Source organism: Duganella qianjiadongensis (assembly GCF_009857915.1).
Taxonomy (GTDB): domain Bacteria; phylum Pseudomonadota; class Gammaproteobacteria; order Burkholderiales; family Burkholderiaceae_D; genus Rugamonas; species Rugamonas qianjiadongensis.
In genome coordinates this window covers 84,972-110,647 of the sequence record NZ_WWCM01000007.1, presented here as the reverse complement: position 1 = coordinate 110,647, position 25,676 = coordinate 84,972, and the positions used below count along the sequence as shown (strand labels likewise).

23 protein-coding genes are annotated in these 25,676 nt (G+C 60.4%); 10 read left to right on the top strand and 13 right to left on the bottom strand.

Annotated elements, in window-relative coordinates:
* From GTP27_RS11895 to GTP27_RS11870, 6 genes are all read left to right on the top strand, one after another.
* Window positions 1-858, top strand: coding sequence for a carbohydrate ABC transporter permease (locus GTP27_RS11895; RefSeq protein WP_161039396.1), 858 nt, complete (start codon window positions 1-3; stop codon window positions 856-858).
* Between the two features lie 8 nt (window positions 859-866).
* Window positions 867-1,670 (top strand): carbohydrate ABC transporter permease, encoded by an 804-nt coding sequence (locus GTP27_RS11890; RefSeq protein WP_229633757.1) that lies wholly within the window; start codon window positions 867-869, stop codon window positions 1,668-1,670.
* Window positions 1,667-3,175 (top strand): beta-N-acetylhexosaminidase, encoded by a 1,509-nt coding sequence (nagZ, locus tag GTP27_RS11885; RefSeq protein ID WP_161039394.1) that lies wholly within the window; start codon window positions 1,667-1,669, stop codon window positions 3,173-3,175. Before GTP27_RS11890 ends, nagZ begins: the two co-directional genes overlap by 4 nt.
* Before the next feature lie 21 nt (window positions 3,176-3,196).
* Window positions 3,197-4,513, top strand: coding sequence for an MFS transporter (locus tag GTP27_RS11880; RefSeq protein WP_161039393.1), 1,317 nt, complete (start codon window positions 3,197-3,199; stop codon window positions 4,511-4,513).
* A gap of 4 nt (window positions 4,514-4,517) precedes the next feature.
* Window positions 4,518-5,630 (top strand): ABC transporter ATP-binding protein, encoded by a 1,113-nt coding sequence (locus tag GTP27_RS11875; RefSeq protein ID WP_161039392.1) that lies wholly within the window; start codon window positions 4,518-4,520, stop codon window positions 5,628-5,630.
* Window positions 5,631-5,735: 105 nt separating this feature from the next.
* Complete coding sequence (locus GTP27_RS11870; protein ID WP_161039391.1) at window positions 5,736-7,034, top strand: hypothetical protein; 1,299 nt, start codon at window positions 5,736-5,738, stop codon at window positions 7,032-7,034.
* 67 nt (window positions 7,035-7,101) lie between these two features.
* On the opposite strand, the gene GTP27_RS11865 is transcribed toward GTP27_RS11870, so the two are convergent.
* The 4 genes from GTP27_RS11865 to GTP27_RS11850 form a co-directional block, all read right to left on the bottom strand.
* Window positions 7,102-8,295 carry a DUF5009 domain-containing protein gene (locus tag GTP27_RS11865; protein ID WP_161039390.1) on the bottom strand — a complete coding sequence of 398 codons (1,194 nt, stop codon included), beginning with the start codon at window positions 8,293-8,295 and terminating at the stop codon, window positions 7,102-7,104.
* A 5-nt stretch (window positions 8,296-8,300) separates the two neighbouring features.
* A complete protein-coding gene (locus tag GTP27_RS11860; RefSeq protein ID WP_161039389.1) occupies window positions 8,301-9,404 on the bottom strand; it encodes an acyltransferase family protein in 1,104 nt (367 codons plus the stop codon).
* Entirely contained in the window at window positions 9,401-10,444 is a 1,044-nt protein-coding gene (locus tag GTP27_RS11855) for a glycoside hydrolase family 18 protein (RefSeq protein WP_161039388.1), read from the bottom strand. Before GTP27_RS11855 ends, GTP27_RS11860 begins: the two co-directional genes overlap by 4 nt.
* Before the next feature lie 108 nt (window positions 10,445-10,552).
* Window positions 10,553-13,222 carry a TonB-dependent receptor gene (locus GTP27_RS11850; protein ID WP_161039387.1) on the bottom strand — a complete coding sequence of 890 codons (2,670 nt, stop codon included), beginning with the start codon at window positions 13,220-13,222 and terminating at the stop codon, window positions 10,553-10,555.
* A gap of 334 nt (window positions 13,223-13,556) precedes the next feature.
* Here GTP27_RS11850 and GTP27_RS11845 point away from each other — a divergent pair, with 334 nt between their 5' ends.
* The 3 genes from GTP27_RS11845 to GTP27_RS11835 all read left to right on the top strand — a co-directional run bounded on the left by GTP27_RS11845 (window position 13,557) and on the right by GTP27_RS11835 (window position 15,602).
* Window positions 13,557-14,297, top strand: a complete 741-nt coding sequence (locus GTP27_RS11845; protein ID WP_161039386.1) for a GntR family transcriptional regulator — start codon at window positions 13,557-13,559, stop codon at window positions 14,295-14,297.
* 245 nt (window positions 14,298-14,542) lie between these two features.
* Complete coding sequence (locus GTP27_RS11840) at window positions 14,543-14,986, top strand: type III secretion system chaperone family protein (protein WP_161039385.1); 444 nt, start codon at window positions 14,543-14,545, stop codon at window positions 14,984-14,986.
* Between the two features lie 34 nt (window positions 14,987-15,020).
* Window positions 15,021-15,602 carry a hypothetical protein gene (locus GTP27_RS11835; RefSeq protein WP_161039384.1) on the top strand — a complete coding sequence of 194 codons (582 nt, stop codon included), beginning with the start codon at window positions 15,021-15,023 and terminating at the stop codon, window positions 15,600-15,602.
* Between the two features lie 123 nt (window positions 15,603-15,725).
* Here the strand turns inward: GTP27_RS11835 and GTP27_RS11830 are convergent, their stop codons facing one another.
* The 8 genes from GTP27_RS11830 to rpsP all read right to left on the bottom strand — a co-directional run bounded on the left by GTP27_RS11830 (window position 15,726) and on the right by rpsP (window position 23,048).
* Window positions 15,726-18,449 (bottom strand): M16 family metallopeptidase, encoded by a 2,724-nt coding sequence (locus tag GTP27_RS11830; protein WP_161039383.1) that lies wholly within the window; start codon window positions 18,447-18,449, stop codon window positions 15,726-15,728.
* A 154-nt stretch (window positions 18,450-18,603) separates the two neighbouring features.
* Window positions 18,604-18,939, bottom strand: a complete 336-nt coding sequence (locus GTP27_RS11825) for a DUF3579 domain-containing protein (RefSeq protein WP_155434606.1) — start codon at window positions 18,937-18,939, stop codon at window positions 18,604-18,606.
* A 224-nt stretch (window positions 18,940-19,163) separates the two neighbouring features.
* Window positions 19,164-20,132, bottom strand: coding sequence for a CobD/CbiB family protein (locus GTP27_RS11820; RefSeq protein ID WP_161039382.1), 969 nt, complete (start codon window positions 20,130-20,132; stop codon window positions 19,164-19,166).
* 55 nt (window positions 20,133-20,187) lie between these two features.
* Window positions 20,188-20,853, bottom strand: a complete 666-nt coding sequence (locus GTP27_RS11815) for a CoA pyrophosphatase (RefSeq protein ID WP_161039381.1) — start codon at window positions 20,851-20,853, stop codon at window positions 20,188-20,190.
* A 110-nt stretch (window positions 20,854-20,963) separates the two neighbouring features.
* On the bottom strand, window positions 20,964-21,350 hold the full coding sequence (gene rplS / locus GTP27_RS11810) for a 50S ribosomal protein L19 (RefSeq protein ID WP_155434603.1): 387 nt from the start codon (window positions 21,348-21,350) through the stop codon (window positions 20,964-20,966).
* A 105-nt stretch (window positions 21,351-21,455) separates the two neighbouring features.
* Window positions 21,456-22,202, bottom strand: a complete 747-nt coding sequence (gene trmD / locus GTP27_RS11805) for a tRNA (guanosine(37)-N1)-methyltransferase TrmD (protein WP_161039380.1) — start codon at window positions 22,200-22,202, stop codon at window positions 21,456-21,458.
* A gap of 25 nt (window positions 22,203-22,227) precedes the next feature.
* Window positions 22,228-22,764 (bottom strand): ribosome maturation factor RimM, encoded by a 537-nt coding sequence (rimM, locus tag GTP27_RS11800; protein WP_371865915.1) that lies wholly within the window; start codon window positions 22,762-22,764, stop codon window positions 22,228-22,230.
* A gap of 38 nt (window positions 22,765-22,802) precedes the next feature.
* Window positions 22,803-23,048 (bottom strand): 30S ribosomal protein S16, encoded by a 246-nt coding sequence (gene rpsP, locus GTP27_RS11795; protein ID WP_155434600.1) that lies wholly within the window; start codon window positions 23,046-23,048, stop codon window positions 22,803-22,805.
* A 221-nt stretch (window positions 23,049-23,269) separates the two neighbouring features.
* On the opposite strand from rpsP, the gene GTP27_RS11790 reads away from it, so the two are divergent.
* Window positions 23,270-23,698 carry an NINE protein gene (locus GTP27_RS11790; RefSeq protein ID WP_161039378.1) on the top strand — a complete coding sequence of 143 codons (429 nt, stop codon included), beginning with the start codon at window positions 23,270-23,272 and terminating at the stop codon, window positions 23,696-23,698.
* Between the two features lie 90 nt (window positions 23,699-23,788).
* Here GTP27_RS11790 and GTP27_RS11785 read toward each other — a convergent pair whose 3' ends face one another.
* Window positions 23,789-25,579, bottom strand: coding sequence for an acyl-CoA dehydrogenase (locus GTP27_RS11785; protein WP_161039377.1), 1,791 nt, complete (start codon window positions 25,577-25,579; stop codon window positions 23,789-23,791).
* Between the last annotated feature and the right edge of the window lie 97 nt (window positions 25,580-25,676).

Here is a 25,676-nt window from a genome sequence, read left to right as displayed (position 1 = left end):
ATGCGCAATCTGACTGCATGGCTGTTCCTCGCGCCCGCACTGATACTGCTGGCCGTGTTCTCGTTCTGGCCGGTGGCGTTCGGTTCGCTGCTGGCCTTTACCGACTACAGCCTGATACGCGACACCCACTGGGTGGGACTCGACAACTTCCGCTACATCTTCAACAACGAGATGTTCGTCACCGGCCTGAAGAACTCGCTGGTGTTCCTGCTGATGGTGCCCTTCGTGCAGATAGGCGCACTGAGCCTGGCCGTGCTGGTGAATAACCAGCTGCCCGGCATACGCTACTTCCGCGCAGCCTTCTACGTGCCGGTGGTAACCACGGTGTCCGTGGTCGGCATCATGTGGGGCTTTATGTTCCACGAACAGGGCGCACTCAATTACGTGCTGATGCTGTGCCGTCTGGTCGATGCTCCGGTGGGCTGGCTGTCGAACGACAGTCTGGCGCTGTTCGCCATCATGTTCGTCACGCTGTGGCGCGGGCTGGGCTGGTATATGGTGATGTATCTGGCAGCGCTGCAGGCCGTCCCCGGCGATATGCAGGAAGCAGCTATCCTCGATGGCGCCAGCCGCTGGCAGCGTTTCTGGAAAATCACCGTGCCCATGCTGCGCCCTACCATCATGGTGTGTTCCATTTTGTCCGTGCTGGCCGCACTGAAGGCCTATCAGGAGGTGGATGTGCTGACGCAGGGCGGCCCGATGAACTCCACCTTCACGGGTCTGTATTATGCCTACGATCAGGGCCTCAAACATCTCAAGCTGCCGCGCGCGCTCGCTGCCAGCTTTGTCATGTCGGTGTTCTGCATAGTCATAGCGCTGCTGTGTCTGCGCTACCTCAAGCCCAAACACCGCCCATGAAGACGACCTTGAAAACACTTGCCCACTATCTGCTGCTCAGCGCACTGGCACTGGTGTGCGTGTTCCCGTTCTGGTGGACGCTGGTGACGGCCCTGTCCACGGAAGGCAATATCTTCGCCTTCCCGCCCACCTTCTGGCCGCGCGAACCATCGCTGGCCAATTTCATCGCCGTCTTCGACACACTGCCCATGGCCAGCTTCCTCGGCAACTCCCTGCTGATCGCCGCCTGCACCGTGTTTTGGAAACTGGCCCTGTGCTCGGCCGCCGCCTACCCGCTGGCACGCATGCAGTTCAAAGGCCGCAAGCTGGTGTTCGGCCTGATACTGGCCACCCTGGTGCTGCCGTCGGAAGTGAACTTCCTCGTCAACTTCATCACCGTGACCAAACTCAGTCTGGTCGACACCTACACCGGTGTGATACTGCCCAACGTGGTCACGGCCGTCGCCATCCTGCTGCTCAAGCAGGCCTTCGAAGAAGTGCCGCAGGACCTGATTGATGCAGCGCGCGTGGATGGCGCTTCGGAATGGACCATCTTTTATAAAATCATGCTCCCCCTGATAGCGCCGTGGCTGGCCACCGTTGGCATACTGACGGCAGTGGAAGCATGGAACGAATACATCTGGCCATCCATCGTGATGAGCAAGCCGGACCAGTTCCCGCTGTCGGTAGGTGTGCTGTATTTACGCGGCACCTTCGGCAGCAGCACGCGCGTCATCGCCGCAGGCACCGTGCTAACCATACTGCCCACGCTGGCAGCCTTCCTCTTTACTCAACGATTCTTCATGCGCGGCATGGATGGAGCAGTGAAATGACCTTAACCCCAGAACTTACCCAAGCCCAGTTGCGCCAGCTGGCCGGCCAGCTGATCATGATCCGCTTCCCCGGCACCACGCTCGATGCCGCCACCGCTGAATTCCTCAAGACCAATGGCATCCGCGCCGTCTGTCTGTTCCGCGGCAATATGACGGATTCCGTCCAGCTGGCCAAACTGACCGCCGACCTGCGCGCCGCAATGGGCGACGAAGCCCTGATCGCCATCGATCAGGAAGGCGGCGCCGTGGTGCGTTCCACCTGGGTGCCGGCGCCGCCCGCAGCCATGGGCCTCGGTGCTGCGAACGACCTCGATCTGAGCTACCGCACCGGCGCCGCCGTGGCGCGTGCCGTCAAGGCACTGGGCTTCAACTGGAACTTCGCGCCCGTGCTGGACCTGAACAACAACCCGCACAACCCTGTCATCGCCGAGCGCTCGTTTGGCGCCGAGCCCACCCGCGCCGCCGAACTGGCGATGGCATGGATGGCCGGCTCGCACGCCGAAGGCGTGGCCTGCTGCGTCAAGCACTTCCCCGGTCACGGCGACACCAGCGTCGACTCGCACCGTGACCTGCCCACCGTGGACAAACCGGTGGCGGAGCTGGAACGCATGGAACTGGCGCCGTTCCGCATTGCTGCCGGTGCAGCACCGGCCATGATGACGGCCCACATCGTCTACCCCACGCTGGACGCCGATAACCCGGCCACCATGTCGCGCCGCATCCTCACCGGCATGCTGCGCGAGGAATGGCAGTATCAGGGCATCATCATCACCGACGGTATGGACATGCACGCCATCGCAGGTCGCTACGGCGTCGGCAATGCCGCCGTACGGGCCCTGACGGCAGGCGCCGACATGGTAATGGCGCTAGGTACCACCGAAACGCAGGAAGAAACCCTGAACGCCATCGCTGCCGCCATCGCTTCGGGCGAAATCTCGCAGGCCGATATCCAGCGCCGGCTGGCCCGGCTGGGCGCACTGGCACAGGCCTATCCGTGCAAGCAGCGCTCCTACAAGGAAGATGCCAGCGACCGCCGCATCATGGCCGAAGGCTGGCAGCGCAGCCTTACCGCCTACGGCGCGCCACAACGCCCGCCAGCCGGTGCGCGCGTGCGTCTGGTCGCGCGGCAGGATGTAGTGAGCGACGGCGTGTCGGAAGCTGGCGTACCGGCAGCCGTGGTGGCCGACTCGCTGCGCGCGCTGTATGACGTGGAACTGGTGACCTATCACGACGCCGACAGCTTCGACTGGAGCAGCCTGCCCGACGATGGCCGCTACACCATGCTGGCCTCCACCTCGCGCCTGCGCTACGGCGACAACGCCCGCAGCAACTGGAAACCGGACCTGCATCTGGCGCTGTGGAATCCGTACCAGGCGCTCGATATTCAGGCACCTGCCCTGCTCACCTATGGTTTTGCCCAGCCTGCGCTGGAAGCCATCAATCAGTGGCTGTCCGGCGCGCTGGAAGCTAGCGGCCGGGTACCGGTCGCAGGCTTCGAATCATAAAAATCTGAGGGGAGACACCACATGGAACACAGCACAGCAGCCGTACGCAACCCGAAATTCTGGGTGCCCAGCCTGTATCTGGCGCAGGGCCTGCCATTCTTCGCCGTGATGATCGTGGCTAACCAGATGCTCAAGAGTATGGGCGTGCCCAACGATGAGCTCAATCACTGGACTGGTCTGATCGGATTTGCCTGGGTGTTCAAACCATTGTGGAGCCCCTTCCTCGAACTGGCCAGTAGCAAGAAGCTGGTGGTGGTCAGCTTCCAGATTCTGGGCGGTCTGTGTCTGGGCGGCGTAGCGCTGTCGCTGCATACGCCATTCTGGTTTGCTGCCGTACTGACCATGCTGGGACTGGTGGCAATTTCAGCCGCCACCCACGATATCGCCTGCGACGGCCTGTACATCACCAGCCTCGACGAGAAAGGTCAGGCACAATACGCCGGCTGGACCGGCACCTTCTTCAATGCCGGCAAATTCTTCACCACGGGCGGCCTGCTGCTGCTGGCCGGTCACTTCGAAAAATCCATCGGTGTGGTCCCGGCATGGACCATCAGCTACTGCATCCTCGCCGCCATCATGGTCACCCTAGGCCTATACAACAGCTGGGCGCTGCCGCTGGCAAAGAACGCCACCAGCGACGAGCACAATGCAGCAGCGATTGCGCGCACGCTATGGCAGGTAATCATCGAATTCTTCCGCAAAAAAGGCATCTGGGTTTCCATCATCTTCATCATCCTGTTCCGCGCCGGCGAAGCACAGGTGCAGTCGATCGGCCCGCTGTTCCTGCGCGAGGCGCGCCATCTGGGCGGCCTCGGTCTGAGCACCGCCGAAGTGGGCGCCGTATATGGCACGGTGGGCACGGTGGCCTTTGTGGTCGGCAGTATCGCCGGCGGCTACTTTACTTCGTGGCTCAGCCTCAAGCGTGCCATCCTGTGGCTGATACTGGCGGTGAACCTGCCGAATCTGGCGTTCTACCTGCTATCCGTATTCCAGCCTAGCGAGCTATCGGTGATCGGTGTGGCCCTGAGCGTGGAAATGTTCGGCTATGGCTTCGGCTTTGTCGGCCTGATCCTGTACATGATGCAGGTAGTCGCGCCGGGCAAATACCAGACTGCCCACTATGCTTTCGCCACCGGCGTGATGCAGCTGGGCTTCGTGCTGTTCAAACTGTTCAGCGGCGACATCCAGCTGGCTCTGGGCTACCGCAACTTCTTCGTGTGGGTGATGATCTGCGCCGTGCCGGTGGCGGTGCTGTCGCAGCTGATCCCCATGGCCGCCCGTCCGCAGGAGGACGAGGCAGAAGCGGAAGGCCAGCCAGCCGCCTCCAGCGCGGGTTGAATCCATGGCCAGTGTCAGTCTCACACAGATCGTCAAGCATTACGATAAAACCGCTGTTCTGCATGGCATCGACCTCGATATCGCCGACGGCGAACTGATGGTATTCGTCGGTCCGTCCGGCTGCGGCAAATCCACCCTGCTGCGCATGATCGCCGGTCTGGAAAATATCAGCGGCGGCGATCTGCACATCGGCGGCGTGCGTGCCAACGATATCGCCCCGGCGCAGCGCAAGCTGGCCATGGTGTTCCAGTCGTATGCGCTGTACCCGCACATGACGGTGTACGAGAATATGGCCTTCGCTCTCAAGCTGGCAGGGCAGAAAGCGGCGGCAATCGACGCTGCCGTACAGCGCGCCGCTGCCACCCTGCAGATCACCCAGCTGCTGCAGCGCAAACCGTCCGAACTGTCGGGCGGCCAGCGCCAGCGTGTGGCCATAGGCCGCGCCATCGTGCGCACGCCGGAGCTGTTCCTGTTCGACGAACCGCTATCGAATCTCGATGCCAGCCTGCGCGTGCAGATGCGGGTGGAAATCAGCCGTCTGCACCGCGAACTCAAGACCACCATGATCTATGTCACCCACGATCAGGTGGAAGCCATGACGCTGGGCCAGCGCATCGCCGTGTTCAACGGCGGCCGCATCGAGCAGGTTGGCACGCCGCACCAGCTGTACAACCATCCGGCCAATCTATTTGTTGCGGGCTTCCTCGGCACGCCGAAGATGAACTTCATCAGCGCCGAAGTCATCGCCAGCAGCGCCGAGCAGCTTAATCTGCTGCTGCCCGGGGGAGCCATCGTGGCCGTGGCCTGCGGGGCCGGCGCCAGCGTCAGTTGCGGCGACCGTGTCACGCTGGGCGTACGCGCCGAGCATCTGCGCCTTGCGCCTGCGGCCGGTCATAACACGGTGGAAGTACGCATCGGCCATATCGAATATCTGGGCGACCAGTCCATCGTCTACGCCAGTCTGGATGGCAGCAGCGAGCTGATTGCCATCCGCGCACCGGCTGATGCCGCGGCCCTGCAGGACCAGCAGCGCAGCCATTTACAGCTGCCTGTGCTGCAGTGCCACATTTTCGACCGCAGCGGTCTGGCCCTCGCCAGCACCGCACGACGCGCTTGATTGCAGTTTTTCCGCCAGTTTTATGTAACAATACGCGGGTTTACTCCGTCGCGACGGCAGGGCCTACCAGCCCGTTCGCTCAATTGTTTGATAGAAGGATAATTCATGTCCCACATTCGTTTCGCCCGTCTTAGTCTGCTGCTGGCCGCCATAGGCCTGAACGCCGCCCCTACCCTGCTGGGTATGACCCCTGTCGTTGCCGCCGAAGCGGCCAAACCGGCCGAACCGCCTAAGGACACCGTGCGTCCGGAGATCTTCAAACTGATCGACCCGGCCCAGACCAAAGATCTGCTGGCAAACAAGAACTTCGCTGATTTCCAGAGCCGCATCGACCAGTCGGCCGCCATGCCTAACGTTACTCCGTACGAGCAGTTCATCCTGAACCAGATGCGCGTGCAACTGGGCCAGGCTTCGGCCAACCATGAAATGAGCGTGAAAGCACTGGCTGAAATGGTGGAATCGGGCCGTCTGACCCAGGAAAACAAACTGCGCTTCATCGACGCCATCGCCGGCATCTACTACAGCAACATCAAGGACTACGATCAGGCCATTACCTGGTTCAACCGCTATGGCACCGAGTCGGGCGACACCCAGAAGCAGCGCCAGTACATCGTGCGTTCGATGTTCTTCAAAAACGATTTCGCCGGTGCCAAAACTGAAGTGCTGAAAGACGTGGAAGCGGCCAAGAAAACCGGCATCGCCCCACCGAAAGACGAGTTGAACCTGCTGGGTAACATCGGCATCAAGACCAAGGATACCGAACTGTATCTGCAAGCCGTGGAAGAGCTGACCCGCTACTACGCCACCGAAGACTACTGGTTCGACCTGCTGAACCGTACGCGCGGCAAAAAAACCTACTCGACCCGTTTCGATCTGGATGTGGCGCGCCTGAAAGCGCTGGCAGCGCCATCGAAAATGGAAACCGAAGACTACACCGAACTGGGTGATCTGGCCGTGCTGGGCGGCTTCTTCACCGAAGGTAAAGTCGCCATGGACAAGGCTTACCCTAACGGTGTGCCAGCCGGTAAAGACAAAGCGCTGATCCAGAAAGTCAAAGACAACGCCAACAAAGGCGCTGCCGACGATGCCAAAAACATCGACAAAGGTATCGACGCTGCGATGAAATCGAAAGACGGCGTGGGTCTGGTCAATCTGGGCTACAACTACATCGCACTGGGCCAGTTCGACAAAGGTATCGACCTGATGAAACAGGGCATTGCCAAAGGCGTGTCGAAAAACCCTGAAGATGCCAAACTGCGTCTGGGCTATGCATTGGCACTGGCAGGCAAAAAGGAAGAGTCGATCAAACTGCTGGAAACCATCACCGGCAACGACGGCCGTGGCGATCTGGCCCGCTACTGGATCATGTACCAGAATCCGCCTAAAGCAGCTGATGCCAAGTAATCGGTAGCACCTAGCGTCTCCACTCTGCGGCCGGTTCATCCGGCCGCAGTGCTTTCCGCCTTGCGGATTAGAACTTGAGGCGCCAGCCAGCACGGTTGGCCAGCGCAGTGCAGGCCATCATCGCCAGTGTCATCACGGCTGCATTCAGCAAACCCGCCGCACCGCCCTGCTCCAGATACGGCCACCACCAGCGCGGCATGTGCAGCACGGCCATGCTCTGCTCCCACAGGTCGGGGGCAATATACGCGAACAGCGCATTGCTCCCAGCAGGCAGCAGAAACAGGCGCCAGCGGCGCCACTGCCAGAGATCGATCAGCACATGGAACACGATGAACAGGGCCAGTATCAGGCCGGCACACACCAGCGTGTAGGACTCCGTTGCCTGTATCTTGTTTATGCCGTGATAGGGACGCAGCAGCAGGCCCGCTGCGAACAGCGCCAGTGCCAGCCAGACCAGCGCACGCACACGCTGCCATGGCGTGGCACCGGCTTTAGTCAGCAGCAGCGTTGCCAGCACACCGGCCAGCATATTCGCAGCAGTGGAGCCTAGCACCTGCGGTACGTTGACCAGCTGGTTCAAGGCAGCAGGAATGGCAACGGCGCCCGCGGTCCCGCCCATGTACAGCACCAGCAGGCCAGCCAGCGCACCTGTCAGCGCCATGCCATTACCGCCGGTGACCAGATACAGCAGGCTGCACACCAGATAGGCCCAGCCTATCATGCCCAGTATGCCCCACCAGCCGTGCGTCAGATACTGGCTGGGGAAATCGGCATCGGGCTGGCCACGGAATAGCAGCAGCAAGACCAGCATCAGCGCTGCGCCCAGCCATGCCTGCCAGCGCGCCCCGCCCTGCCGCCACAGCAGCAGCATGGCCAGATAGAACAGTGTCATGTAGCAGGCACGCGGCAGCAGCGCTGCGGCGCTGTAGCGGTAGACATTGGCCAGCACGACACCGGCCACCATCAGGCTGAATGCGCGCCAGCACAGCCGTGCCAGCAAGGCCGGCGTGACCTGCCCCACGGAGCGGCGCAGCGCCAGCGGAATGGCCATCCCGGCGATGAACAGAAAACCGGGGAACACCAGATCGGGCATGGTGATGCCGTCGGCGCGTGGGCCCGCATGTTCCAGCCAGTAGGGGATGGCTGGCATGCCAGCCAGGTAGTTCACCCAGATCATGGTCAGGATCACGCAACCACGGAAAGCGTCGAGGCTGAGCAGGCGCGGGGAGCCGCCAGCCCCGCTTGCAATGTTGGCAGTCATGGCAGCTAGACCTTTACATACCACTGGCGCTGGTCCATGCGCCAGCCCACCAGCCAGCACAGCAGCATGAAGCAGATCGCGAACAGCAAAGAAGCTAGCTGCGGCGGCGCCAGCGGCTGGAATAGCTGCTGATACAGCCACGTATAGCCGCTCACCGTACCGACATGCATGCGAACCAGCACCACCACGGCCAGTTCCGACAGCATGTAGATGAACAGCGTGTTCTTGCCGAATACCTCGAAGAAGTAGGTCCAGCCGCGCTGGCCGCGTACTTCGATGGCATACACCAGCAGCGCCAGTATCAGCAGGTCCAGACCGATGGTCAGCAGCGCGTAGGAACTGGTCCACAGCTTTTTATTCAGCGGTAGCACCAGCTGCCAGCACAGTGCCAGCAGCACCAGCAGCACGCCGGCCTGCACCATGCGGCGCAGGGTCGCCTTGCCTGTGCCCTGCTGCAGCAGCATACGGCCGGTAAAATAGCCGGCTATCACATTCACCGTCGCGGGCAGCGTGCCGAGCAGGCCTTCCGGATCGAACGGCAGGCCTTCGCCGTGATACAGATGCGCCGCACCGAGCAGCCAGATGTCGAACTTTGCCGGTGCATTGCCCGTCAGCGTCAGATCGCCAAAGGTCAGCAACACGCCCCAGTATCCCAGCAACGCCAACACGCAGTACAGCACCGCGCCACGGCTTCCCCAGAAATTCAGGATGAACGTTGCCAGCAGCGAGCAAAGCGCAATACGCTGCAGCACACCCGGTATGCGCGTGCCCGCCAGCGGGATCAGACCCCAACTGCCACTGGCGTCCTGCGTCACGAACGGGAACCAGAACAATGCAAAGCCCAGCAGGAAGATGATGGTATTGCGCTTGAGCGCCTTGCGCAGCACCGCGCCATGGCCCTGCGCGGCATAGCGCGGCACGGCAAAACTCAGCGCATTCCCCACCACGAACAGAAAGGTGGGGAACACCCAGTCGGTCGGCGTAAAGCCATGCCACTGCACGTGCAGCAGCGGGGCGTATACGCTATCCCAGTCACCGGGCGTATTCACCACTATCATCAGCGCGACAGTCAGGCCGCGCAGTACATCCAGCGCCAGCAGACGTTTCATTGCTGTGCCTCGCTACGCGGCTTAGCCATGGCGCGCAGATAGGCCGCAGCGGGCACACCCGCCATGCCGCTGCATTGCGCATCGGCGCCTTTTACTGGCTGGCGGCATGGCGTATCGCGGTCCAGCGACCAGTAGTGCAAGCCTGCCATCTTCTGCTGTGCCACTGCGCGCGCCAGCATCTGCATATCCGCTACGGTGAAGACATTTTCCACCACGTCGTTCACGCCCAGCATGGGGGTCAGCTCGATCTGGCTATAAGGGATGCCGTACTTGCGGTGCACATTGTGGGCGGCCTGCAGCGCCGAGCGCCCCATGTCGCAGCGGCCCTTGCGCACCACGCAGACCTTGCGCGAGGCCGGGCCATAATCCATCACCATCAGGTTGAAGGTGTAGTTGTTCAAGCCGTGCCGGCGTACCGCATCGAGCACGGTTACGCCCAGCGTATTGAGGCTGTGCAGGCTGCCATCGGAGGCCGCGTGGGTCGCTACCGTAAAGCTGTAGCGCAGGCCGGGGCGGCGCTGCTGTGCCACTTTGGCACGTCCCACCAGCGCATCGATCTGCGCCGCAGTCTGGCCTTCTTCGATATCGAAATCTATCCCCAGCAAGGCAGGCGAGTCATAACGGCTGATGAAGCGCTCCATGCCTTCGTCAGTGGCGCAGGTGAACATATGGCCCTGTCCGCCCGTCGAAATCACATAGCCGATACCGGCCTGCGCAAACGCGGCGACGTTGGCCGCAGCGATCTGCGCGCCGCCTACCTCGCCCCAGACTTCCTCGCCGCATTCGCCGCTGGCAAACGCCCAGCTCAGGGCTGCACGGCCAAAGCGGCGTGCACCATCGGCCAGATAGGCCTGACGCACGCCGTCCGGCGCTACCGTGATGACCGGCGCGGCAGGGTCCTGCCACTGGGCCAGATGTTTATACGCGCTATGCACCACTGGCGGCGTACTGGCCACCGCAGCGGTTCCATCGGCAGCACTGCATGCAGCGCTGGCAAATAGCATGGCAGCGGCCAGCGCAGACCAAGAGATTCGATGCATTGTTTATCCTGTCGTCCAAAGAAAAAAGGCTGCCGGCACCAGTGCCGGACAGCCTCGCTTAATCGCGGCCAGCCTTGTCAGACTAGGCTGGCCGGATCAGTCATGCCATTAGAACTTGACGCGCAGACCACCGTACACGGTCTTGCCGTTTTTGTACACGCCAGCGATCTGGGTGGTGTCGGTTTTGTACACGGTCATCAGCGGATCGTTCAGGTTCTGAGCTTCCACGGTGAACATCACGTTCTTGTTCAGGGTGTAGTTCAGCGCGATGTTCAGCGAACCGTTAGGGCTCTGGAAGTAATCGGCACCGCCGCGGTTACCCAGCTTGTAAGCCGAACGATGGCTGTAAGCGATACGTGCGCTGAAGCGGTCATCTTCGTAGAAAGCGCCTACGTTGTAGGAATTCTTCGAGGTGCCGTACAGGCTGCAGTCTTCGCCGGCTTTACCGTTGCAGGTGCCGCTATCGAGCTTGTCGGTCTGTTTGCCATCGGAGTAGGTGTAGTTACCCGATACGCCAATACCGCCCCAGACGTTCTGCTCGTAGGCTACGTTAAAGCCATTGAGCTTGCCGTTGGTGTTGACCGGAGCCGAGATGTCGTAGTTGGCGATCACGCCCTGTTTCGATGCGTCAGCGTATGGCAGGATGCTGTGGCCATAAGCGATCACACCTTTCAGGTCGCTGCTGAAGATACCGGCCGACAGCAAGGCTTTAGGCGCAAAGTACCATTCCACGCTCAGATCCAGGTTGTTGCTGCGGATAGGGCTCAGGTATGGATTGCTGCCGACGCCGTTGTGCTGCAGGTCGCGCAGATCGTTACCGGCCAGCTGGCCGAAATCAGGACGCGACATGCCGCGGTTCACAGCGAAGCGGGCGATCAGGTCTTTGGTCACATCGGCACGCAGGTTCAGGCTAGGCAGAACGTCGTTGAAGGTCTGCTCGTACTGCGGCTTACCGCCTGGCAGGAATGCGTGGATGTCCATCTTGGTGCGCACCAGACGTACACCGACATTACCGCTTACGGTTTCGGAAGGCTGCAGGTTAGCCATGACGTAGCCAGCGCTGGTGTCTTCCTTGATGTTGAACTCTTGCTGGGTAGCGTGGGTGTTGAAGGTAGCGTATTGCGCTACCCACGATGCCACGTACTCGTTGCTGATCTTGAACGGGTTGAAGCCAGGGGTCGGGTTCACCGGCAGGTTGCCGTACCAGTTCGAGCTGTAATTGCCAATGGCGCTATCAGGGATCTGTTTCTCGTCATCGGCACCTTTGCCCAGCACCATGCCCATCTTCTGCAGATCGCGCTCGTGCTTGGCGAAACGTACACCGAATTTCACCGATGGCACAAAGTCCGAAGCCAGCTTCAGATCAGCATCCATCTGGCCATACGACTCTTTGTCGGTGGACGAGGTGTAGCTACCCCAGCCGCCGATGCCGCCGCCGTTGCGGATGAACTTGTCGCCGCCCGGTACGTTCAGCACGAAGATGCCGTCATTGGTCAGCGAATAGCCAGCGCCCTGGTTCCAGCCGCTCAGTACTTCGAAACCGACGTCTTTGGTTTTGCCGCTGCCGCTGGTGTGACCAAGTTTGCTGGTCAGGGTCAGGTCGTCGCTAACTTTCCACTTGGCGTCGAAATTGAGGAATTTCGAATCGGTTTTTGCGTCAGGACGTGCCGCCACGTCTTCCACCACCGACCATGCGCCGTTCGAATTCGCGCCGAAGGCGTTCTTGTCAAAGAATACCGAGGTCAGGGTATTGCCCGAAACCGTGTAAGCGCCGGTCGGCTTCACTGCTACGCCATTCCAGCCCGGACCGTTGAAGGCATTGATGGTGTCAGCCATGAAGTTGGTGTTGTAATTCTTCGCGTCGACAGTCGACAGGAAGCCCGACAGATCCAGCGTGACATTGCTTTGTGGTTTCCACTGGGCTTCCAGATAGCCACCGTTACGCTTGCGCTCTTGCTCGAACAGCACAGCACCGCTCAGCAGCGAAACGTTTTTACCGGCAATCGCAGGGTCCGGATAGTTGGCACCAGCCTTATCCCACCACACGCCTTCCGAACCGGCGCGCTGCAGTTTGCGCGATTGCGAGAATACCTGGGCCAGAATACCGAAGGTGTTGTCTTCGTTTTTCCAGTTAGCCAGCGCGGTGATGGCTGGATCGGTCGATTTGGCAGCGGTCGAGTAGGCAGCTTCCACCGAGGCCGAAGTAGTCAGGCGGTCCTTGAATTCCAGCGGTTTGCGGGTCTGGATATCGACGGTACCGGCAGCGCCACCTTCGATCAGGTCAGCTTGCGACGATTTGTGCACCACGATGCGGCCCACCAGATCCGATGGCAGCAGGGTGTAGGAAACGCTACGGCCGCCGGCCGCGATGTTAGGACCGTACCAGTCGCCGCTCGACACGGTGTGGCCGTTCAGCGTGGTCAGGGTGAATTGCGAGGACAGGCCGCGCAGCTGTACGTGCTCGTTCTCGCCGAACGAACCTTCCGCCGAACCGGCGCTGGTGGTGGTGACGCCGGCCACGCGGGACAGCGAGTCCGCGACGTTCTTATCCGGCATTTTGCCGATGTCTTCCGCGGTGATGACTTCCACCAGCGAGTCCGCATTTTTCTTCTGGTTCAGCGACTGCTGCAGCGAAGCGCGGATACCGGTCACGATAACGGTGCTGGTTTCTTCTTTAGCTTGCTGAGCTTGGGCCGACATGGCGACACTCATGGCCAGCATGGCCACGGCTGCTGCGATCGGCTTCATGCGCTGTTCTGCGGTGAAATTACCTTTCATATACTCCCCCTTTGATTGGTGGCTTCTTTTTAGCCAGTCCAGGTTTAACGTAGATCTCAAAAAGCAGTTGGTTGCCGCCGCAACTTCCTGCAGATCCCTTCTTTGCAACCACTTACAAAACCAATTTAACGCCAATATACTCCAGACCAATACCAGAACACTACCAGTTTTCGATATTTTTCTTCATGTTGCGGGAACAATACATACCACTTTGTTGCTTTCTCACACAGGGGAAGGGCGTAATACTGGTATAACGGGATAAGACCAGTGCAATACCGCAAAACTGGTCTTTTTTGGTATTATTTTCCAACAAACCAAACGGAGACCACTGGGTATGAATGCGCTAGCACAGATCATGCAGAAGTTGGGCGAAAACAACAGTCAACCCCTGTATCTGCAGTTGCAGCGCGCCTTGCGCAGCGCCATAGACAGCAAACTGTTTGGTAAGGATGGCGCCCTGCCGGCCGAGCGCCAGCTGGCCAGCGAACTGGGGCTGTCGCGCATCACGGTGCGCAAAGCCATTGATGGACTGGTAGATGAAGGCCTGCTGGTACGCCGCCCCGGTTCGGGCAACTTCGTCAACACGCGGATAGAAAAGAACTTCGCCAAACTCAGCTCATTCTCGGAGGATATGCGGGCACGGGGGCGCCAGCCGCACAGCGTGTGGCTCAAGCGCAGCGAAGGCATCGTCGCACCGGAAGAAGCACTGCGGCTGCGGCTCAGTCCCGGCACGCTGGTGTACCGCTTTCACCGCATCCGCTATGCCGACGACGTGCCGGTCTGCCTCGAATATGCCACGCTGGTGGGCAGCAGCCTGCCGGCGCTGGACGCCGTGCAGGACTCGCTGTACGCCGCGCTGGAACAGGCCGGCAACCGCCCCGTACGCGCGCTGCAGCGCCTGAGCGCCCTGCTGCTGACAGGCGAGCAGGCCAGCCTGCTGCAAACCAAAGCTGGCGAAGCCGGACTGGCGGTGGAACGGCTAGGCTTCCTGCGCGATGGCCGCGCCATCGAATTCTGCCGCTCCTACTTCCGTGGTGACCTGTACGATTTCGTCGCCGAGCTCAACGCCGCCTGAGCACTGGGTCTCGCTACGCCTTGATTGTTCAGAACTATGCCGGACACCGATGCTGGCTGACGCTACGCGCGCAAGGCTGGCCAGGTAACGATATTGCGGTCTAACCTTCCTACTGCATCAATTGAAGGCAATGCAGGAACTATTTTCTATTTCCGCCCACTTATAAGCCTGTACTCTCTGCCGCGCTCATTCATGCCAGCTCTATGGTTCGGAGTAGTGAACATCATGTAAATAAAAGGCTCGCAATGACTGATACCCAGTGGCAGGAACTGATTTTCGACTTTTGTCTGACGAATGGCTTACCCCGTCCGCAAGATCTGCTGGAAAACGGACTGCTGGTAATCGAAGGCATGCACACTGCCATCGCCTTTGACGGCGAGGAGTCGGGCCGCCTGAGCATACGCTTCGACGTCGATACCATCCCGCCTGCCAGCAAAAGCCGGGTATTCGAGGCGTTGATGATGAGTAACTACATTTGCGGCATAGGCGGCGCATGCGTGTGGAGTTGCCATCCCACCAACTCCACTGCCGTGTGTAGCTATTCCGTCCTCTTAGCGGCGGAAACGACAGGCCAACAACTGGCGGAAGCGCTGCAAGACGCTGCTCGCAACACAAAAAAAATGTGGTCGAACACACTTGCAGTCATTGAAAAGAGTAGCCCCGGCGGGCTACCGATGGAATTTATCTAACCACGCTCATTAGCGTACACCATGGAGTGTCAGTATGTTCATTAATCCTATTGGGAATTGTAAGAACCTTTGGGAGGTCGCAACGCGTGCCCTGCCCAAATTTGGCAATACAGCAGCAGTGCCTGGCGACGAAGGCAGCATTACGCAAAGCGAACCGGCCGCTTCGCCGTTTGCTGCCGGCGTGCCCAAACAGGATGACGCCTCGGCAATGCCACCTGCCGAGAAGCAAAAACTCGATGTCCAGCAAGCACCAGCACCTCAGGAGGCCGCGCCATCTGCCACGCAATCTTCGATGACAAGCACACGGAAGCAGGCGCGAAACTTGGTCACGGTGATGAAATGGACCGTCGGTGTTGCCGCCGTCGTGGCCGGAGTCACCGCCGGTCTTGCTGTCGGCACCGCAGCCGGCGTCCTGCGCAAAGCCGGTGGCGCTGAAATAGAAAAGAGCCTCGATACCCTTAATGACTGTATCAAGGGCGGTTACTATGCGGGAGCATCCGTCTTCTACGGTCTGGGGAAACTGGCAGATTTGCTCGATCAGTCTACGCCTGATGCGGGTGCGGCTGTACAGGCGGGGCCGGCAGCCGCAGCCCCCACTGAATTTGTGTTGGTGTAGTTCCCTTTGTCCGAACACCGCGTTTAAAGCTGAGCTGACATAGCGTTGCCCGGCTTGTACCCGCGCACTGGCGCGGGCATCAAGACCGGGCAATAGTGTGCTGCCATGCCTGCACCCGCCTCACTATTTTTTGCTGGCATCCCCCGCCGTCACCACCGACAGGCGGCTCGGATCGATGGCCTTGCGGAACGCCGCATTGACTTGCGCCAGCGTGGCAGCGCGCAGTTTCGCCTCGTAGGCTTTGCTCCAGCTGTAGCTACGCTTGAGGAACAGATTGTTCGTCCAGCCAGCCGCCAGTATGCCGTCCTGTGCGCGGTTCTGTGCGCGCTGCTGCAACAGGCCGGATCTGGCGCGCGCCAGTTCCTGCGCGGTGAAGCCGTCTTTAAGCGCATGTTCCAGTTCCTGCTGTATCGCGGCAGAGAGCTTTTTCAGGTTCTGCGGCGCGGCGATGGCGGCAATCGAAAAACTGCCTGCCTGATCCAGTTCGCCCGCCTGCACATTGCTGCCGCCGCCATACGACAGGCCGTCCTTCTGGCGGATACGGTCCATCAGGCGCGACTTCAGACCGCCGTCGCCAAAGATGTAGTTGGCCAGTTCCAGCAGCGGCATGTCCTCGTCGTCGATGTTCAGTGCCAGCGGCAGGCGCGCCATATAGACGGCATTCTCCTTGTCAGGCGTATCGATAAAGCTGTGTAGCGGCGCCTTGTCGGCATTGCTGCGCATGAGCGGCGCGTAATCAACCTTGCTATCCCAATGGGCAAACTGCGCGGCGATGACGGGTTTGATCGCTGCCGCATCGAAGTCGCCAACTATCGCCAGCTCGCCATGGCTGGCGCCATAATACTGCTGATGGAAAGCCACTACCTGCTCCAGCGTGAGCGCCTTGACGGCTGCCAGCAGCTCGTCGGTACTCATGGTGGCGCGCGGATCGCCTTTCGGATAGGGGTTCAGATGCTGGTCCAGCGCATTGCGCGCCAGCGTCTGCGCTTCGTTGCGCGAGGCTTCGATGGCGACCAGCCATTGCTGGCGCAGCTGTTCGAACTCGGCCTGCGGGAAGCTGGCCTGTTTCAGCACATGCGCCACCAGTTCCAGCGCCGCTGCCAGATGCGGGCCGGTAGTATCGAACTGATACAGGCCGCCACTGATTTTCAGTTCCGAGAAGGCGTCGGCCAGCTGCTGGCGCGTGTATTTGCTGGTGCCGCGCATCAGCATGTCATTGGCAAAGCTGGCCACGATGGACTGGCCGAACAGGTTTTTCTCGTCGCCCCAGTGCAGCTGCAAATTCACCGAGACGGCAGCGCCGCGGTTCTTCTTCGGCAGCAGCGCCACTTTCAGGCCACCGATGTCGAGACGCGCGGTACGCGCGTCGACATTGTCCTGATCGGGATCGAACACTTCCGCTGTCAGTGCGCTGTTCTGTCCCTTGAAATCTTTCATCACCTGCTCGACCGGCGGCGCTGGCGGTATCTCGGCGCGCTGCGGCGCATCTTCCGGCACAAAAGTGCCCACCACGCGGTTATCGCGCTTCAGATAGCGCCCTGCCGCTGCAGCCACCTGCTGCGACGTAAAGCCCGGCAGCTTGTCGCGCCCCTGGAACAGCAGACGCCAGTCGCCCAGCGCAATTTCTTCCGACAGGCTGACGCCCACGCGCTGCGGATCATTGAGCGCTTTCTCGATGCCGTTGGCGAAGCTGCGCCGCACCCGCGTCATTTCCTCTTCCGTTGGCGGCGTGCTGGCAAAGCTCTCCACAGTGGCGATCAATGCATCGCGCACCGGCTCCAGCGGCTCGCCCGCTTTTACCACGGCGCCCATCAGCTGCAGGCCCGGCGCATAGCCGGTCTGGGCGTAGCTGAACACCTGGGCTGCCTTGCCCGATTCGACCAGTGCCTTATGCAGGCGGCCGTTGGGCGTATCGCCCAGTATCTCGGACATGAAGCTGAGCGCGTCGCTATCGTCCTGCAGTGCCGACGGAATCTTGTAACCCACCACCACCAGCTGCATATCGCCTTTGCGCCGCACCACCACACTGCGCTCGCCATCCTGCACCGGCTCCACCGTCCAGAACGGCGGCAGGCTGCGCTTGGGCTTGGGGATCACGCCGAAGGTCTTGCTGATCCACGCCAGCGTGCTGGCCGGATCGAATTTACCGGCCACCAGCAGCACGGCATTATCGGGCTGGTAGTAAGTGCGGTAGAAAGCCTGCAGATTCTCGATGCGCACGTTTTCGATATCGCTGCGGTTGCCGATGGTCGAGCGGCCATAGCTGTGCCAGTCATAGGCCACGCTCTGCATACGCTTGAGCAGCACGTCGAACGGATTGTTCTCGCCGCTTTCGTATTCATTGCGCACCACCGTCATTTCGGCATCGAGATCCTTGCGCGCCACTTTGGAATGCAACATACGGTCCGCTTCCATGGTCAGCGCCCATTTCAGATTCGCCTCGCTGGCCTGGAACACCTCGTAGTAATTGGTGCGGTCGAACGAGGTAGTGCCGTTGAATTCCATGCCGCGCTGGGAAAAATCCTGCACGATGGCCGGATGCCTGGGCGTGCCCTTGAACAGCATGTGTTCGAGCAGGTGGGCCATGCCCGTCTCGCCATAGTTTTCATGGCGCGAACCGACCAGATAGGTGACGTTGACCGTCACCGTAGGCTTGGCCGCATCGGGGAACAGCAGGACTTTGAGGCCGTTGGGCAGGCGGTATTCGCTAATGCCATCAGTCGATGGTCCGGCTACCACGCCTTGCGGCAAGGCGCTGGCAGCCCAGGCGGAGCCGGTGGCATAAGTGGACAGGCCGCACAGCAGCAGGCTGGCGGCAGCGCAGGATTTCAGGCGGCTGCAGTTCATGGAGGCTCTCGCAAATTCTCGGAACGTGCAGCATACGCCTTGCAGCGCAGGCGCGGCTAGGCGATTAAGTAAAATTTAATGGAGCGCTCAGGAGCAGCCACCGGATAGCAGGCAAACCGGCACGGACGGGCAGACGGCGAAACCGCCGCCAGACTCAGGTTTTATCGGGCAGGATGCAGGCATCGACCATCTGCAGGTCGTTGTCCTTGGCGAAGGAGATCACGAAGTGGTAAGCCATGGGCTCGAGATCGCGCAGCTTGCCGTTAACCACCACCGACTTCACGCCGTCGAGCACCACGGGGCGCACATAGGGCGAGAACTGCAAGTGGGAGTCGCGCCCGCCGCCGAAGCCTTCCGGCTTGAAGCAGGCCATAACGCCGCACAGACGCTCGGCCCAGTCGCTGGGACGGAACTGGCGGCCATTGCTGGTACGGCCGATGATAAAGAACGAATCCTGCTGTTCTAACGGATTGTGGGCTGACTCGGCCATAGGCGGGCTGCTTCTGCGTAGATACTTGTTGGTAACAAGAATGCGTGAATGGTCCCGACGGATTTGCCGGGCGGATATCATTCTGTAAGAATCTTACGTATTATATCTTATAGAAGACCTAAATACGTAAGTCCTTGAAATAACGTCGCTAATTTTCACGACCAAGCATTTTGGTGCAGAAATATTATCATTCCGCACCATCGCAATGCGCCTATTGTACCCTTTTAGGGCGCCGCCCCCAGCCACACAGCGCCGGACAGCAGCAATAACAACATCATCCACAACAGCAAGGCGCGCCACACCAGACCCACGGTGCTTTGCAGGGCGCGCACGTTCGGCTCCTCGCCCGGCAGCACGTCCGGCTCTTCGTCGCTGGTATCGACGGTAGCGGCATCGACCGGCAGCACTTTGGCGGCATTTTCCGCCGGCGTGCCCAGCCGCACGCCCATGGCGCCGCCGCCCGCAGCCAGAATGATGCCGATGGCTTCATCGGTCCAGCGGTGGGCAAAGTTACGCCAGGCGTAGATGGCGTCTTCGAAATTGCCGACCACGGCAAACGCCACGGCCGTCAGGCGTACCGGTATCCAGTCTATCCAGTAGAACGCGCGGGCCGCGAACTGGCCGAAGGCTTCGTTGCGCATATGCTCGGGCTCATTCCATGCACGGGCCAGATGCTCGGCCACACGGTACATCACGGCGCAGGCAGGACCGAGCGGCATGAGGAACCAGAAGAACACGCCGAACACATTGCGGTGCGTGGTAATCAGCGATTTTTCCACCGCCAGACGGGCAATTTCCGAGCTTTCCATGCCCACCGTATCCTGTTTGGTCCACTCAGCGAGCAGCTTGCGGGCAGCCGCCTCGTCACCCGCGTTGAGGGCCAGCTGGATCGAGGTGAAATAGTGGCTGTAGTGACGGAAGCCCAGCGTCAGGTAAACGATCAGCACGTTCCAGGCGAAGGCGGCGAGGAACAGATTGTAATGTTTGAGAATGCCGTAGATCAGCGCAGTCGGCACCATCAGCAGCGCCATCATCAGGAACCAGCCTATGCGGCCGTGGCTCGAATGACCGGCATTAAACCAGGTCTCCATGCGCAGCGCCAGCGCCTTGATTTCCGCGTAAATCGGATTATCGGCCCGCAGCGGCTTCATCTGCTCGATCAGCAGCGCGCATAAAATAGAAAGAAATGTCATCTAACGTCCTTGGATAGGGCTAAGCTGCAATGCCCGCTACGATAGCGCACCGAGCCTAGGCACGCAAGAAATGGAACAGATTGCGCAGCATGCCGGCCGTGGCGCCCCAGATGAAATAGTCGCCGTAAGGCATGGCGTAGAAGCTGCGCCGCCCTGCCGGCAGCTCGACCGACAGGCGCTGGTGATTCTGCCCGTCCATCAGAAAATGCAAAGGTACTTCGAACACTTCCGCCACTTCGCCGGGATCGGCCTGCAGTTCGAACGGCGGCTGCAGCAGCGCTACGACGGGCGTGACGCAGAAGCCGGTGCCGGTCAGGTAGTGCGGCAATGTGCCCAGCACATCGACATGGGCGCGCGCCAGACCGATTTCTTCTTGCGCTTCGCGCAGTGCGGTATCGACGGCGCTGGCGTCGTATTCCTCGGCGCGGCCGCCGGGAAAACTGATCTGGCCGGCGTGGGCGCTCAGGTGCTCGGTACGGCGCGTCAGCAGCAGCTGCAAACCAGCCTCGCGCGCGACCAGCGGGATCAGCACGGAAGCCGGCGTGGGCGTACGCTGACCTGCCAGCATGGCGGATTCGTCGGCACTTTCGGCTTGCCATGCGGGCTGCTCGGCAAAGCGCTGGCGCAACCACTGCGGCGTCAGGCGTTCCAGCGCGACGGCAGCTTCGCCGGCGACGGCATCGACGGGTAGTGCGCGGGGATCAAACGGGGGGCGTGCCAATGCGCTCTCCTCCAGTGATGAATTCAGAAGAAAAAAGGGCGCCAGCGGCGCCCTTTCCCGAGGCCTGCAGCCTCATGCTTCCTAAACTAACGCGGCAATTGTCGTGACAATTACGCTGCGTCGGTTTTCGCCGCTGGGCGACGGTTAGGCAGCTTTTCTTTGATACGTGCCGATTTACCGGAACGATCACGCAGGTAGTACAGTTTAGCGCGACGTACGTCACCGCGGCGTTTCACTTCGATCGAAGCGATCAGCGGGGAGTACAGCTGGAAGGTACGCTCAACGCCTTCGCCGGACGAGATTTTACGAACGATGAAGTTCGAGTTCAGGCCACGGTTACGACGGGAGATCACCACGCCTTCGTACGCCTGAGCACGCTTACGGGTGCCTTCGACGACGTTGACGTTAACGATCACGGTATCGCCAGGTGCAAATTCAGGAATGTTTTTGCCCAGACGAGCGATTTCTTCTTGCTCGAGTTGTTGAATCAGATCCATTTTACGGCTCCATAAACCATCATGCTGGCGCGCTGTACAAATGCCCAGTAGAGGATGGGGGTTACACGTACAGGCGACATGCCTGCACATGACATCAGCAGATTTTTACAAACCTGCCAAAAACTGTTCGTCTTTGCGCGTCAGCAATCCAGCTTCGCGCGCAAGCACGAGTAAATCGGGGCGCTTGCGCGCAGTCGCTTCCAGCATGCGCTGGCGGCGCCATTTGTCGATCTCGGCGTGGTTGCCGCCCATTAGTACCGGCGGCACGGTCACCCCTTCATACGTCTCGGGGCGCGTGTAGTGCGGCGCATCGAGCAGGCCATTGACGAAACTGTCCTCCACCGCCGACGCATCCGTGTTCAGCACGCCAGGTATCTGGCGGATCACGGCATCCATCAGGGCCATGGCCGGCAACTCGCCGCCGGACAGGACGAAATCGCCCAGGCTGATTTCCTCATCCACGCAGCGGTCCAGCAAACGCTGGTCGACTGCTTCGTAACGGCCGCACAGAATCACCAGACCGGCTTCCTGTTTCAGCTCCATCACCCGCGCATGGGTCAGCGGTTTGCCTTGCGGCGACATGAAAACCACACGCGGCACAGGCAGACCGGCGTCGGTCTGGCGCGCCTTGGCGGCGTTCAGCGTCGCTTCCAGCGGTTTGGCCAGCATCACCATGCCGGGGCCGCCACCATAAGGGCGATCATCCACGGTGCGGTGATTATCGGTGGTGAAATCACGCGGATTCCACAGCGACAAGCCACATTTATTCTGTTCGAACGCACGCCGGGTGACACCCGACTGCGTCAGAGCGGCGAACATTTCAGGGAACAGGGTCACGACATCAAATTGCATGGCGGGCCGCCCTTCTTTGTTCAGTTCAGTAATCAAGGCCCCAGTCGACAGTGATTTTCTTTGCGGCCTTGTCTACCTTGATGACATACGCGTCCACAAATGGAATCAGGCGCTCCTGCGCCACATCTTCCGGAACAGCTTCGGCCGTGGCTGCTGGCGTAATGCGCAAGATCGACTGTGGACCATTGCTCATCATGTCAGACACCGTACCGAGGTGCTCACCTTGCAAATTCTCTACTTCCAGACCGATCAGCTCGGCCCAGTAAAACTCGTCGTCCGACAAGACCGGGAAGCGGCTACGGGGAATCGATACAGCTGCGCCCTTGAGCGCTTCCGCAACGTTACGGTCCGTAATACCCACCAGCTGTGCCACCACATCGCCGCCATGCAATTTGCATTGCTTGACATCGACATCATGCACGCCCGGCTTATCGAGCCACCAGGTTTTTACCCGCAGGAGTGCATCCGCATCTTCCGAGAAAGGACGTATCCTGACCCAGCCTGCAACGCCGTAAGCACCGTAGACAAAGCCTACCTGTGCCAGATCGTCGGGGACTTGCACCCCGGATGCATTCTTGACGGTCAAACCAGCAACCAGAATTAAGCTGCTTTGTTCTGGGCTACCAGACGTGCAACTGCTGGCGACAGTTGTGCGCCAACCGATTGCCAGTGAGCCAGACGGTCAGCGGTAATGCGCAGAGGCACTTCACCACCGGAAGCCATCGGGTTGTAGAAACCGATACGTTCGATGAAACGGCCATCGCGACGATTGCGCGAGTCGGTTGCAACGATGTTGTAGAACGGACGCTTCTTGGCGCCTCCACGAGCTAAACGAATAACGACCATAATATTTCCAAAAAGTGTGCTAGGACGGAAAAAGCCGCAAATTATAGCGCGCTTTGCCGCGAAGCAGCAAGCGTTAATGAAATAATCGGGCAATGTTGGGGTAATCAAAGATTATCCCCCGATCCGGCGTACGGAGCAATAGGCTGGAGCACAAAAAAACCTCCACCGGAGGCGATATTATGCCCGATACTGCTGTTTTAACGGCAAATTAGCGAACCAACATGAGCGAAGTGCATCAAGTCCGCCACAAAAACAAAACGCTGGCCGCTCTGCTGGCCTTCCTGCTGGGCGGCATCGGTGCCCAGCGCCTGTATCTGGGCGGGCTGCGCGACCGCGGCCTGTGGGCCCATCTCAGCGCCCTGCCCCTGTCTGCCGCTGCCGTGGCGCTGTGGCCCCATGCCGACGCCTTCTACCACCTGCTGCCCATCATCGTTTCCGGCCTGATCGGCTTTCTCGAAGCGCTGGTCATGGGCCTGACCAGCGACGAGAAATGGGATGCCCGCCACAACCCTGCCAGCGGGCGCCAGTCGGCCAGCCAGTGGCCGCTGGCGGTGATTCTGGTGGCCAGCATGATGCTGGGCGCAGGCAGCCTGATTGCCACCATGTCGCGCCTGTTCGACCTGCTCTACACGGGCGGCGCCTACGGCTAAACCTGCTGCGCCAGCAAAAACGCCGGCGCTTAGGCCGGCGTTTTCAGAGGCGTGCCGGACCTGCTTGCGCCAGCCCGGCCTTGCTACAACTTAGAACTGCTCGACGTCCAGTGCCAGCACGCCGCTGCTGCCAGTGACGATGGCGCTGCGCAGGCTGCCCGCTTGCGACAGGATATGGTCGGCAAAGAAGCGTGCAGTGACGATCTTGGCGCTGTAGAACGCTGCATCGCCCTCGCCTGCATCCAGCTTCTGCTGGGCGATCAGCGCGGCGCGGGCCATCTGCCAGCCACCCAGCACCAGACCTGCCAGCTTCAGATACAGCACGCTGCCGGCGAATACGCTCTTGATGTCGCTCTTGACGTTGGCGACCACAAACTCCACCACCGCTTCCAGATCGGCGCTAGCAGCGCTCAGCTGGGCTGCGATGGCCTTGAAGTCGGCACCGTCACGGGCCGCCAGTTCAGCCGCCGTGGCACGCACCTGCGCGATCAGATTCTTGGCGACGGCGCCGCCGTCACGCACGGTCTTGCGGCCGACCAGATCGTTGGCCTGGATCGCCGTGGTACCTTCGTATATCGTCAGAATCTTGGCATCGCGGAAGTGCTGGGCGGCGCCCGTCTCTTCGATGAAGCCCATGCCGCCATGCACCTGCACGCCGTCGCGGGTGACGTCCTGCGACATTTCGGTCGACCAGCCTTTGATGACAGGCACCAGATATTCGTACACAGCCAGCGTCGCTTTGCGTACTTCGGCATCGGCGTGGTTGTGGGCGATATCGCTCAGACCGGCACCAACGTAAGCCAGCGCACGCGCCGCTTCCGTCTGCGAGCGCATATTCATCAGCAGGCGGCGTACATCAGGGTGATGGATGATGGCGACGGGACCGGCGGAACCAGCCAGATCGCGCGACTGCACGCGGTCCTTGGCGAAGCTCACGGCTTTCTGGTAGGCGCGCTCGGCCAGACCGATGCCCTGCATGCCCACGCCGAAGCGGGCCGCATTCATCATGATGAACATGTATTCGAGGCCGCGATTCTCTTCGCCCACCAGCGTGCCGATGGCGCCGCCGTTGTCGCCGAACTGCAGTACGGCCGTCGGGCTGGCCTTGATGCCCAGCTTGTGTTCGAGCGAGACGCAGTGCGCATCGTTGCGCGCGCCCAGCGTGCCGTCGGCATTGACGAGGAATTTAGGCACGATGAACAGCGAAATGCCTTTTACGCCAGCCGGTGCATCCGGGGTACGGGCCAGCACCAGGTGAACGATGTTTTCGGTGAAGTCGTGTTCGCCATAGGTGATGAAGATCTTGGTGCCGAAAATCTTGTAAGTGCCATCGTCCTGCGGCACGGCGCGGGTGCGCACGGCAGCCAGATCGGAACCGGCCTGCGGCTCGGTCAGATTCATGGTGCCGGTCCATTGGCCCGACACCAGTTTTTCCAGATAGGTGGCTTTCTGCTCGTCGCTACCAGCAGTCAGCAGCGCTTCGATGGCGCCATCCGACAGCAGCGAGCACAGCGCGAACGAAATGCTGCCGGCGTTAAGCATTTCGATGCATGGGGTAGCGAACAGCTTGGGCAGGCCCTGACCACCGAACTCTACCGGATGTTGCACACCCTGCCAGCCTGCTTCAGCGTAGGCAGTGAACGCTTCCTTGAAGCCTTTCGAGGTAGTGACTTTGCCATCGGCCAGATAGCTAGGCTCTTTGTCGCTGGCGTGGTTGAGCGGCGCCACCACATTGGCGACGAACTTGGCGTTCTCTTCCAGCACGGCTTCGGCCGTGTCCGGGGTCGCGTCTTCATTGCCCGGCAGCGCGTTCACAGCGGCCAGATCGGCCAGTTCGTTCATTACGAACAGCATGTCTTTCAGGGGTGCTTGATAAGGCATTTTTTCTCCAATATCTCCAGAATTCTGCAAATTTTCGCTAAAAAAAAGCCACGTCAATCCGCTTGCGGATCAGCGTGGCTCTTGCTAGCGCTTAGCC